This is a genomic window from Mariniplasma anaerobium (assembly GCF_016865445.1).
GTDB classification, from domain to species: domain Bacteria; phylum Bacillota_I; class Bacilli_A; order Acholeplasmatales; family Acholeplasmataceae; genus Mariniplasma; species Mariniplasma anaerobium.
The window spans coordinates 40894-53016 of sequence record NZ_AP024412.1; the positions used below are offsets into that span (position 1 = coordinate 40894).

The window sequence follows — 12123 nt, forward strand, 5'->3', positions numbered from 1 at the left end:
AAAATTAAAGTCATGTTTTTTGAAAAGATAGAAACTATAAAGTTTATTTCATAAATTTGAAATAAACTTTTTCTTTTTATCGTATTTTTTACAAAAAACACATTTTTAATAATTGCTATATCATAGATAATTACATGAAATATGATATAATAACAACGAGGTTTTTGATATGAAACTAAATGATAATATTGTATGTAAAATTACAGGTATTCAGCCATACGGTGTTTTTGTATCATATGACGATTATGTAGGCTTGATTCATATTTCCGAGGTATCAGATCAATATGTCGCATCTATTGAAGACATACTATGTGTAGGAGATGAAGTAGAAGCCACCATTTTAGAAATTGATGAAGAACAAAAAAGACTTAAATTAAGTTTTAAAAAGGCGAATCCCATCCATCCTAGAATCAAAAAGATGGTAAAAATTAAAATTGGATTTCAATCGTTATTCAAAGCGTTACCGTTTTGGATAGACAAAACAAAGAAATAGAGGTGTTTTTATATGGCACATATCAATATCGTGCTTGATGACGCACGCTCATTTTTGAGCGAGCAACCAGAAAAATTGCAAAAAAGAGTAAACGAAGTACATGAAATGATTCACAACAAGACAGGAAAAGGCAGTGATTTTTTAGGATGGCTAGATCTTCCAGAAAATTATCCTAAAGATGAATTTGAACGTGTCTTAAAATCTGCTGATAAAATTAGAAATGATAGTGATGTTTTAGTTGTTATTGGTATAGGCGGGTCTTATTTAGGATCTAAAGCGGGTCTTGAATTTTTAAACGAGCCTTTTAAACAAAAAAAATTAGAAGTTGTATTTGCAGGACATCAAATGTCTGGTAGCTATTTAAATCATTTAGTTTCTTACTTAAAAGATAAAAAATTTAGTATAAACGTTATTTCTAAATCAGGGACAACCACTGAACCAGCGGTAGCTTTTAGAGTTTTAAAAAAACTTCTTGAAGAACAAGTTGGTTTAGTTGAAGCTAGAAAAAGAATTTATGCAACTACAGATAAGGCAAGAGGTGCACTTTATAGCTTGAGTAAAGAAGAAGGCTATGAAATGTTTATTATTCCTGATGATATAGGTGGTAGATATAGTGTTTTAACTCCAGTAGGATTATTACCACTTGCTGCAGATGGAATTGATGTTAAAGAAATGCTAAAAGGTGCACACGATGCACAGTTGCGTTTTTCAAATCCTAAATTAGAAGAAAACGAAGCATATCTATATGCTGCAACTCGATATCTTTTATACAAAAAAGGATATAAAATTGAAATGCTTGTTGGTTATGAGCCAAATTTACTATATGTTAATGAATGGTGGAAACAACTTTTTGGTGAATCAGAAGGCAAAGAGAATAAAGGATTGTTTGTTGCAAGCGCTGGGTTCTCTACAGATCTTCACTCTTTAGGACAATACATCCAAGAGGGCGAACGTCATTTATTTGAAACAGTCATTAAAGTTGAAAATACTACATTAGATACAATTATTCCAAGTGTAAAAAATGATTTAGATCAACTTAACTATTTAGCAGGAAAAACACTATCTTATGTAAATAGCCAAGCTTTAAAAGGCACAATGATGGCGCATAAAGATGGTTTAGTTCCAAATATGTTATTAAGTATTCCTTCATTTGATAGTTATACATTTGGATATTTAGTGTACTTCTTTGAAAAAGCATGTGCGATGAGTGCATATTTAATTGAAGTTAATCCATTTAATCAACCAGGGGTAGAAGCATATAAAAAGAATATGTTCGCACTTTTAGGAAAAAAAGGATATGAACACGTATTAAAATAGGAGACATATGAAGAAGAAAATAACAAATAGTGTAGAAGAAACTAAAAACTTAGGATTTGAAATTGGATTATTATTAAAAGATGAACCACATGTGGTTATCTTATTAGATGGTGATTTAGGTGTTGGTAAAACAACTTTAACTCAAGGCATCGCTAAAGGTGCAGGAGTTGAGCAAATCGTTAATAGTCCTACATATACTATATTAAAAAAATATGAGAGTAAAGATGGAAGAACAACATTTTTTCATTTAGATTTATATAGATTATCTGAATCTGGGGATGACTTTGATTTAGAAGAATATATTGATGGAAATGGTATGGTTGTTGTTGAATGGCCGTTTCAAGTTGAAGAATTATTGCCAAATGACTATTTACTCATTAAAATAAAAAAACTTTCAGATACCCAAAGAGAGTTTATTTTAGATTGTGTTGGATATCCATGTAAAAGAGCGGTGGCTTACGTATGAAAAAGAGATTATTATTTGATGTTTCAACAAGTGTAATGTTTGTTGGATATGCTAAAGATGATGAATTAGCAGATTTTAGTATAAGAATAGCTAAAAGAGACCATGCTAAATATTTAGTAGATCGAATTGAACAAGTTATCAAAAGAAATCATCTAACAATAGACGATATTGATGAAATCATTATCGGTATTGGACCAGGAAGCTATACAGGATTAAGAATTGCTGTGATGGTTGGTAAAATGCTAGCTTATACAAAAAACATACCCTTAAGAACGGTAAGTTCACTTTATTTCATGACAAGTGGGTATGAAGAAAAAGTTGCTGCATTGATAGATGCAAGAAGAGGATTTGTTTTCTCTGAAGTACACGATAAAGACCAAATTTTGTTAGAAGATGGATATAGATATTTAGATGACTTATCAAGCATTGATGTATATAAAGGATCTAAGACTGTTTTTATTGATGATAGAAATTTTTTAGTCTCAGCTAAACTTGTTTATCAAAAAAGCGTTCTAGTAAAAAATGTTCATGATCTTGTTCCTAATTATCTAAGAAAGACGGAAGCTGAAAATAACCATGATAAGAAAAGCAGAAGTTAAAGATATATTTTATATTGTCAAACTAGAGAAAAAAGTATTTAATCAATCACTTGGAGAAAAATTTATTCTTCAAGAATTAATTGATAATCCTTTTAGCCATTATTTTGTCTATGAAAGAGGAAATGAAGTCATAGGATATATAGGCTTTAGAGTATATGACAACCAAGCAGAAATGATGAATTTTGCAGTTCTTCCTGATCATCAAAATGAAGGATTAGGAACTGAACTTTTAACCTATACTACAAATTATTTAATAGATTTAAAAGTAAAAATGATGACTTTAGAGGTCAGAAAAAGCAATAAAAAAGCTCAGCACATTTATGAAAAAATAGGATTTAAAGTGTCTCATATCCGTAAGAAATATTATGAAAACGAAGATGGATATGTATGCATAAAAGAGGTGAAATAATGAACATATTAGCAGTAGAAAGCAGTTGTGATGAAACCAGTGTTGCCATTGTAAAAGATGGTAAAGAAGTTCTATCTCATATCGTTTTATCACAAATTGATATACATAAAGTGTTTGGTGGTGTAGTACCCGAAATCGCATCACGAAACCATGTTATCCATATGACTAGAGTATTTGATCAAGCAATAAAAGATTCAAAATTATCAATTGATGAAATTGATTTAGTTGCTGTTACTCAAGGTCCTGGGTTAATAGGAAGCTTATTAGTTGGTATTAATGCAGCAACAGCATTTGCATTTGCAAATGGTAAAAAAATTATAGGAGTCAATCATTTAATTGGCCATATTTATGCAGCTAATATTGAACACACGATAGAGTTCCCTGCTATTGCATTACTTGTAAGTGGTGGACATACTGAATTATTATATTTAAAAGATCATATGGATTTTAAAATGTTAGGTACAACCCTAGATGACGCAGTAGGCGAAGCTTATGATAAAGTAGCAAGAACACTTGGCTTAGATTATCCAGGAGGACCTATTATAGATAAATTATCATTATTAGGAAAAGATACGTATAATCTACCTCGTGCATATTTAGAAAAAGATTCATTAAACTTTAGTTTTTCAGGATTGAAAAGTTCTGTCATCAATATAGTTCACAATGCAAATCAAAAAAATGAAGAAATTAGAGTTAATGATATGTGTGCATCTTTTCAAGCAAGTGTGTTAGATGTTTTAGTAGATAAAACAAAACTAGCTTGTCAAAAGCTTGATGTTAAACAAGTTATTATAGCTGGTGGTGTTGCAGCAAATAAAGGATTAAGAGCAAGAATCAAAGAAGAGATTAAAGATAAAGAAATTTTAATTCCAGATATGAAATACTGTACAGATAATGCAGCAATGATTGGTGCTGCAGCATACTATCAATATCAAAAACAAGGGGCACATCCTAATTATCTATTAGGTGGGCTATCAACGATTGCTTTTGAAACCATGGAAATTAAATAAAAAATTTAAAGTCTTGCGATTGTTCATTTATAAATGATTTTTCGCAAGACTTTTTTAAAAAATATACAAACAAAGCAATTTACGATATTTGAACAAAAGTATCATATTAATGCAATCATATTGTGTTTTTAGCGTAAATGTTATAATATATACTCAAATAAAAGAGGTGATTAGCATGAAGTTTTTATTTAAAATTATAGTTATACCCATTTTGTCAATAATTGCCATTCCACTTATTATGGCAGCTTTATTATATAAAAGTGTAGAAATACCTGTTGATGATTTTACATCTGACGGTAACACAGTATTGATAGCTGATATGATTAATGAGGAAGTTGATACTTTTTTAGAAAGTAATGATACCGATTCAGCAATTGAATTAGGAATCTCTCAAAACGAAGCAAATTTAATGTTAAAAGAAACTTTCTTAGGTATGAATCCAAACTATCTAGTAGATAGTGCTACTGATGACGAAAAAAATTACGTCATGAAGGAACCTATGTATGGTTATCAAGGTAGCTGGGTAAGATTTGAAGAAAGTAAAGTTGAAATTGAATCCGGAATACATTTATTCATGTCTGGAATCACATTTAAAACAAGACTTTTAATTACATTTGAACTTGAAGCTAATACAGATGAAATTGTATTAACTTTAGATAAGTTAACTATCGGAAATCTTCCACTTGCTTGGGCTTTTGGAGCTGCTGATTGGGCAGTGTCTACGATTACAGGCAACGATTTAGAAGAAATGATTAATGGCCAACTTAATGGTATGGCAGAATTTGATCCAACAAAACGAGAAATTAGAGTTGATGTACAAACATTAGTTGATTCACAAATAGAAAATAGTGAACAAGCGGCATTAATTAATTCACTTATGGCATTTGTTGATGAAAACGAATTATTAGAAATAGGATTTAATGATGGTAGTTTTGATGCTTCTCTAGCTTTAGGTAAAACTAAAGATTCTGATCCAGCATTTGAATTAACTCCAGCACAAAAAATTACAACTGATCAACAATTACAAGATATTCTAGAATCAAAAGCGACTTCAATTTTATTATCTTCATTAACTACAGATACTGATCCATATATTGAATTCCGCGAATTAACTTTAAATAGAGTATTAGATTATATGTTAAAAGATCAACAACAAGCTCCAGGCATTCTTATAGAATCACCGTTACTTGAAGATTATACGATGACAGCATATGTTCCATATATAACAATGACAGATAATTTATTTGTTGTTAATATACCTTTAAAAATTGTTTCTATATTAGAACCGACACATAGTTTCCAAACAATTATTAAAATTGATGCACTTCCTACTATCGTTACGACTACAGAGGGTACTGATTTAGTGATCGTACTTAATGAATTAACTGCAGGTGAAGTAACATTAACTGAAGAACATGTTGGAAATGTTTTAACTATGTTAGGTGATACTGACTTGATTAATGAAGATGGAAATCTTGTCATTAGAAATTTCGATGAACAAATGAGTCAAGCTGGTATGACAATTAACGCGGTAGCAATGGTTAACAATAAACTTAGACTATATGTTGGTCTAGGCGATACAATCCTTTTAGGTGACTTGCAAGACACTATTAGCGACGTATTAGATGGTTTAAGTGGAGATACTGATCTTCCACCAGAAATTGTTGACTCAGTAGATGATATAATCGCTAGCTTAAGTGACCCAGCAGGTGATCCCGAACAAGCAGTTGAAGCTTTCATGGATACGCTTGAAGGTCTTGATGACGCTGAACAAGAAGAAGTATTTGATGCATTATTATTAGAATTAGAAGATAGTTCATTAACATTAGAAGATATTTTAGGTTTAACATTACCTTAATCAATTATTATAAAAGCTTAACTTTAAAATAGTTAAGCTTTTTTCTTTATATAGAAATCATGATAAAATAACTAGAGGTGGCAATATGAAAAAAGACTTTGTAAAAATAAATGAAAAAACTGTTGATGAGTGGTGTAAGCAAGGATGGGAATGGGGAAAACCTATTGACCATCAAACATATATAAATGCTACTAAAGGTAAGTGGGATGTTGTGCTTACTCCAAACATAGTCGTTCCTAAAGACTGGTTCTTGCCTTTTAAAGGGTTAAGAGTTCTAGGTTTAGCAAGTGGAGGCGGACAGCAAATGCCAATTTTTGCTGCACTTGGAGCGCAAGTTACTGTCTTTGACTTATCAGATGAGCAATTAAAGAGTGAAAGAATTGTTCAACAAAGAGAAGGATATGATATTACTATCATTAAAGGAGATATGACTAAAAAACTACCTTTTAAAGATGAGTCATTTGATTTAATCTTTCATCCTGTATCAAATGTTTATGTTAAAGATGTATATCATGTTTTCAAAGAATGTTCACGTGTTTTAAGAAAAGGCGGACTTCTATTATCAGGCTTAGATACAGGCACTAATTTTATTGTTGATGAATCTGAAACACAAATAGTTCATAAGCTTCCTTTTGATCCGCTTGTTCATCAAGATCAATATGATTTTATGATTAAAAATGATTATGGTATGCAGTTTTCTCATACAGTAGAAGAACAAATCAAAGGTCAATTACAAGCAGGATTTGAACTTCTTGATATCTTTGAAGACACGAATAATGAAGGTCGACTCTTTGAATTAAACATTGGGTGTTACATTGGGACAAAATCACGGAAGAAATAAAAAAATTCATACGGCTTTAACTTGAGGTTTAAGCCTTTTTATCATATAATATAGTAGACTTGAGGTGAGTTATATATGGAAAATCATTCAAACTTTATAAAAACAATTATAGAAACAGATTTAGAAAACAAAAAACATGACCAAATAATCACAAGATTTCCACCAGAACCAAACGGACATCTACACATTGGACATGCACGAGCAATTATTACTGACTTTGAGAGTGCAACTGCGTATGGTGGGTATACTAACTTGAGATTTGATGACACAAATCCAGTAAAAGAAGATGAAAGTTATGTACAAGCAATTATTAAAGATATTAAATGGTTAGGCTATGAGCCTGCTCAAATTTTATATGCATCAAATTATTTTGATGAAATGTATGATCGAGCAGTTATTTTAATCAAAAAAGGATTGGCTTATGTCGATCATCAAAGTATTGAAGAAATTCAAAATACCAGAGGTAATATCAATCAACCTGGAAAGCCTTCACCATATAGAAATAGAAGTGTAGAAGAAAATCTTTCTCTTTTTGAAGATATGAGAAATGGTAAGTTTGAAGAAGGCACATGTGTCTTAAGAGCTAAAATAGATATGGAAAGTCCAAACATGAACATGCGAGATCCTGTTATTTATCGTATTAGCTTTGCATATCATCATAATACAAAAGATAAATGGTGTATTTATCCAATGTATGACTATGCACATCCAATTGAAGATGCAATAGAAGGCATCACGCATTCTCTATGCTCTTTAGAATTTGAAGATCATAGACCTTTGTATGATTGGGTTGTAAAAGAAACTGAAATGCCTAAAATTCCTAGACAAATTGAATTTGGTCGTTTAAATATCGAAAATACAGTTTTATCAAAAAGATTTTTAAGAGCTATCGTTGAAGACCATAAAGTTAGAGGATGGGATGATCCAAGAATGCCTACCATAGCTGGTATGAGACGAAGAGGATATACAGCTCATGCGATTAAAAACTTTATTTTATCAACAGGCTTATCTAAAATAAATTCTACAGTATCAATAAATATGTTAGAAGCAGCAGTAAGAGATGATCTTCAAGATGTCGCATATCGTGCAATGGCTGTTTTAGATCCTTTAAAAGTTACGATAACAAATTATCCAGATGATCAAATCGAATATTTAGAAACTGATTATCATCCTGACAAACCTGAAATGGGTAAAAGAAATATTCCTTTTGCTAAACATTTATATATTGAAAAAGAAGATTTTGTTTTAACAAAACCAAACAAGAAATATAAGAGATTAGCTTTAGGTATCGAAGTAAGATTATTTCATGCATATTTTATTAAAGCAAATGAAGTTAAATATGATGATCAAGGAAATATCATTGAAGTGTTAGTGACATATGATCCGATCACAAAATCAGGATCAGGGTTTGACGATAGAAAACCTAATGGCACCATTCACTTTGTGGAAGCAAGTACTGCACAAAAAGCAACTTTTAATTTCTTTGATGCGATGATTATTGGTGATGACTCTATGGAATTACTTGATAGATTCAATGATGATTCATGGCATGTTAAACAAGGTTATGTTGAACATGACTTAATTAACTTTAAACCACAAGATAAATTCCAATTTATTAGAAATGGTTATTTTAATGTGGATGATGATTCTACAAAAGATCATTTAGTATTTAATGAGATTGTACAACTAAGAAGTAGTTATAAATAGAAAGTTGGTGAGCCATGAATTGGCTAGCAACCTTAAATGAATCTCAATTACAAGCGGTAATCCATCCAGGCGGACCGCTTTTTGTTGTAGCTGGAGCAGGAACTGGTAAAACAAGAACCTTAACTGCTAAAATTGCTTATTTAATTATGCAAGGTGTAAAGCCTGGCAGAATACTAGCAGTTACATTTACAAATAAAGCAGCACGAGAAATGAAAGAACGTGTCATTGATATGACAGGACCACATGCAATGGATGTATGGTTATATACATTTCACGCATTTGGACTACAAATCTTAAGAAGACATATTGCAGAGCTACCTTATGGATATAAAGCATCATTTACAGTTATTGATGAAGATGACGGGAAGAAAATAGTTAGTGATGTGATTAAAGATCTAGGTTTTGATTCAAAGATGTTTTCAGTTAAAGCTTTAAAAAGTCTTATTTCATTATTTAAATCAAATCGTATGGAAGAGTTTGAAAGATCTGATGAAGAAAAGATTTATAAAGGATATCAGACTTATTTAAGAGAAAATCAATTGATAGATTTTGATGATCTATTAATATATACACTCGAACTTTTAACAGACTATAAAGAGATAAGAGTATTATATCAACATCGTTTTGATCATGTTTTAGTTGATGAATTTCAAGATACAGATGTTATTCAATATAAAATTTTAAAGATCTTAGGTGAAGTTCATAAAAACTTATTTGTCGTAGGAGATCCTGATCAATCCATTTATGGATTTAGAGGAGCTAACTATAACAACTCTAAATTATTTCTTAAAGATTTTAATGCCCAAGAGGTTGTCTTAGATAAAAACTATAGATCAACTAATCTTATATTAAATGCGGCTAATAAACTTATTGCTAATAATTTTAATAGACCAAGCGAAAAAAATCTTCAAAGTGATTTAGGTCAGGGAGAACCTATCGTATATAATAAAGAACAAAGTGATTATCAAGAAACATTCTATGTAGTTAATCAGATTAATCAACTCATCAGAAAAGGATATCAATATGATGATATCGCAATTCTTTATAGAAATAATGCATTATCAAGACTCTTTGAAGATGCTTTAATCAAAGATGGCATACCATATATTATTTATGGTGGTATATCTTTTTATCAAAGAAGAGAAATTAAAGATGCACTCGCTTATATTAGGGTTGCAAACGATCATTCTCAAGACTTTTATTTAAAAAGGATAGTTAATGTGCCTAAACGCTCTATTGGATTAGTCAGCGTTAGAAAACTTGAAGATACAGCAAGACATTTAGGTATTTCTATGTTTGATGCAATTGATTTTGTTATATTGAGAGGTCAAGCAAAAGAATCATTACTAAAATTTAAACAAATCATCCTAGATTTAAAAGAAGCATTTGATGAAATGGAAGACTTATATCAACTTATGCCTGTTTTAATGAGTAAAACAGGATATATGGATATGTTAAAACTTGAAGATAGTGAAAGTTCAGAAGATCGTATGGATAACTTGAAAGAACTTCAATCTGTCTTTACGCGTGGTGATGTATACTACGAAGGAACTTTTTATGAAAAATTAAATCAACAGTTAGATCAAATTGCTTTATATTCTGATTTAGATCAAGATGTCACTGAAGACAATCATGTTAAATTAGCAACTTACCATCAAGTTAAAGGATTAGAATTCAAGATTGTATTTATGGTTGTTTTAGAAGAAGGTATATTTCCAAATGATCGAGCCTTGATGAGTACTTATGAACTTGAAGAAGAACGTAGAGTTGCATATGTTGGAATTACAAGAGCGAAAGAAAGATTATATATGACTTATGCGGAAAGACGTATGGTGTATGGTCAAACAAAAATGGGATATCCTTCAAGATTCTTAAAAGAATCAAGATTAAATACAGATGTACCAAAAGAACATGTAACTTACGCTAAGGAAAGTCATCTATTAAAAACAGGAGATCATGTTGATCATCAAGTATTTGGTAGAGGTGTAGTTGTATCAGTTGATCAAGATATTGCAACCATAGCTTTTGCGATGCCTTATGGAATCAAGAACCTTTTGGAATCTCATCCAGCAATTAAAAAAGTTAAAAAGTAATATATATAAAAGTTTAATACTATCATATGGGGTGATTCATATGGAGTTAAACGAGATGCAAAAGAAAGTGGTTTCTACTCAAGAGCCCTTTCTTTTTTTATTAGCAGGTGCAGGCAGTGGTAAGACAAGAGTTGTGATCGAAAGAATTAAGTATTTACTAGATACTGGAGTAAAAAAAACTTTAATACTGGCACTTACGTTTACACATAAAGCAGGAAAAGAAATGCAAACTAGAATTGGAGACGAAAATTTAGCGATACATACCTTTCATCAATTTTGTTTACAAGAACTAAAAAAAAATAAAAGATATGACTACAATATATTTATAGAAGACGAACATCATTTCACAAAAGCCGAATTATTAGATATTCAAGTTTACAAAAACTCATATTTTAAAACTAAGAAACCCAAAATATATGATAGTTATCAGACATATTTAAATAACTATCATTTAAAAGATTTTGATGACATACTCATAGATTTTTATAAACTTATAAACACGAAAAACAAAACATATACATATGATTATATATTTGTTGATGAATTTCAAGACACGAATCACCTACAATACATGATATTGAAATCCTTAATTTCTAAAAACACAAAAGTATTATGTGTTGGAGATCCTGATCAAAGCATTTATAGATTTAGAGGAGCTGAGCCAAAAATTATAAATCAATTCATCAAAGACTACCAAGCGACAGTAGAAATGCTTACGATAAATTATCGATCTAACGCAACAATCATAAAACATGCAAATCGCATCATAAAGAGAAATTACAGAAATCTAAAAAAAGATTTATTACCTTTCAATAAACAAACAAATCAAATCTATAGTTACATATTTATGCATCCTGAAGATGAATCAAATACGATTGAAAATATGATAAAATCATATATTGTAGATGGTATAAAACCTAAAGAAATTGCAGTGCTTTATCGTAATAATTACCGAAGCTATCATCTAAAAAACCAATTTAAAATAAATGAATTTAGCTATTATGATGAGGCTAATTTGATGAATCAAAAACAACATATTCATATGCTAACCATACACCAAGCTAAAGGATTAGAATTTGAAGTTGTTATTATTTTAGGGTTAGAATCGAGTATATTTCCTTCTTATCAAACACATCAAAAAAAGTTTTTAGAAGAAGAAAGAAGATTAATGTTTGTTGCAATGACAAGAGCAAAAGAACATCTTATCTTTACACATGTCAGATATAATGATTATTTTAAAAGACAAAGCCCGTCGCTTTTTATCAAAGAGACAGGCATTAAATCAAAGGTATATAAAGAGATTCATATGGATTACTAAAATATCGCCTAT

General features: G+C 30.4%; 11 protein-coding genes. All 11 read left to right on the forward strand.

Annotated features, from left to right (window positions below; translation table 11 throughout):
- Positions 1-169 precede the first annotated feature (169 nt).
- On the forward strand, positions 170-493 hold the full coding sequence (locus MPAN_RS00210) for a S1 RNA-binding domain-containing protein (protein ID WP_176239025.1): 324 nt from the start codon (positions 170-172) through the stop codon (positions 491-493).
- Between the two features lie 12 nt (positions 494-505).
- Positions 506-1810, forward strand: coding sequence for a glucose-6-phosphate isomerase (locus MPAN_RS00215; RefSeq protein ID WP_176239026.1), 1305 nt, complete (start codon positions 506-508; stop codon positions 1808-1810).
- Between the two features lie 7 nt (positions 1811-1817).
- Entirely contained in the window at positions 1818-2276 is a 459-nt protein-coding gene (gene tsaE, locus MPAN_RS00220; protein WP_176239027.1) for a tRNA (adenosine(37)-N6)-threonylcarbamoyltransferase complex ATPase subunit type 1 TsaE, read from the forward strand.
- The gene (gene tsaB / locus MPAN_RS00225; RefSeq protein WP_176239028.1) at positions 2273-2875 is read left to right on the forward strand and encodes a tRNA (adenosine(37)-N6)-threonylcarbamoyltransferase complex dimerization subunit type 1 TsaB; all 603 of its coding nucleotides are present in this window, start codon (positions 2273-2275) and stop codon (positions 2873-2875) included. Before tsaE ends, tsaB begins: the two co-directional genes overlap by 4 nt.
- Positions 2853-3284 (forward strand): ribosomal protein S18-alanine N-acetyltransferase, encoded by a 432-nt coding sequence (gene rimI / locus MPAN_RS00230; RefSeq protein ID WP_176239029.1) that lies wholly within the window; start codon positions 2853-2855, stop codon positions 3282-3284. The genes tsaB and rimI overlap by 23 nt, the downstream gene beginning before the upstream one ends.
- Complete coding sequence (gene tsaD, locus MPAN_RS00235; RefSeq protein ID WP_176239030.1) at positions 3284-4294, forward strand: tRNA (adenosine(37)-N6)-threonylcarbamoyltransferase complex transferase subunit TsaD; 1011 nt, start codon at positions 3284-3286, stop codon at positions 4292-4294. Before rimI ends, tsaD begins: the two co-directional genes overlap by 1 nt.
- 175 nt (positions 4295-4469) lie before the next feature.
- Positions 4470-6152: a hypothetical protein gene (locus MPAN_RS00240; protein ID WP_176239031.1), complete on the forward strand. Its 1683-nt coding sequence runs from the start codon at positions 4470-4472 to the stop codon at positions 6150-6152.
- 85 nt (positions 6153-6237) lie between these two features.
- Positions 6238-6993 (forward strand): class I SAM-dependent methyltransferase, encoded by a 756-nt coding sequence (locus tag MPAN_RS00245; protein WP_176239032.1) that lies wholly within the window; start codon positions 6238-6240, stop codon positions 6991-6993.
- Between the two features lie 75 nt (positions 6994-7068).
- A complete protein-coding gene (locus MPAN_RS00250; protein ID WP_176239033.1) occupies positions 7069-8700 on the forward strand; it encodes a glutamine--tRNA ligase/YqeY domain fusion protein in 1632 nt (543 codons plus the stop codon).
- A gap of 14 nt (positions 8701-8714) precedes the next feature.
- A complete protein-coding gene (locus tag MPAN_RS00255) occupies positions 8715-10793 on the forward strand; it encodes an ATP-dependent helicase (protein WP_176239034.1) in 2079 nt (692 codons plus the stop codon).
- 55 nt (positions 10794-10848) lie between these two features.
- Positions 10849-12111: an ATP-dependent helicase gene (locus MPAN_RS00260; RefSeq protein ID WP_176239035.1), complete on the forward strand. Its 1263-nt coding sequence runs from the start codon at positions 10849-10851 to the stop codon at positions 12109-12111.
- Positions 12112-12123 lie beyond the last annotated feature (12 nt).

Coding starts and splice junctions, on each gene's coding strand:
- MPAN_RS00240 (WP_176239031.1), top strand. CDS start 4,470: ATGAAGTTTTTATTTAAAATTATAGTTATACCCATTTTGTCAATAATT.
- MPAN_RS00250 (WP_176239033.1), top strand. CDS start 7,069: ATGGAAAATCATTCAAACTTTATAAAAACAATTATAGAAACAGATTTA.
- MPAN_RS00215 (WP_176239026.1), top strand. CDS start 506: ATGGCACATATCAATATCGTGCTTGATGACGCACGCTCATTTTTGAGC.
- MPAN_RS00260 (WP_176239035.1), top strand. CDS start 10,849: ATGCAAAAGAAAGTGGTTTCTACTCAAGAGCCCTTTCTTTTTTTATTA.
- rimI (WP_176239029.1), top strand. CDS start 2,853: ATGATAAGAAAAGCAGAAGTTAAAGATATATTTTATATTGTCAAACTA.
- tsaD (WP_176239030.1), top strand. CDS start 3,284: ATGAACATATTAGCAGTAGAAAGCAGTTGTGATGAAACCAGTGTTGCC.
- tsaB (WP_176239028.1), top strand. CDS start 2,273: ATGAAAAAGAGATTATTATTTGATGTTTCAACAAGTGTAATGTTTGTT.
- tsaE (WP_176239027.1), top strand. CDS start 1,818: ATGAAGAAGAAAATAACAAATAGTGTAGAAGAAACTAAAAACTTAGGA.
- MPAN_RS00255 (WP_176239034.1), top strand. CDS start 8,715: ATGAATTGGCTAGCAACCTTAAATGAATCTCAATTACAAGCGGTAATC.
- MPAN_RS00245 (WP_176239032.1), top strand. CDS start 6,238: ATGAAAAAAGACTTTGTAAAAATAAATGAAAAAACTGTTGATGAGTGG.
- MPAN_RS00210 (WP_176239025.1), top strand. CDS start 170: ATGAAACTAAATGATAATATTGTATGTAAAATTACAGGTATTCAGCCA.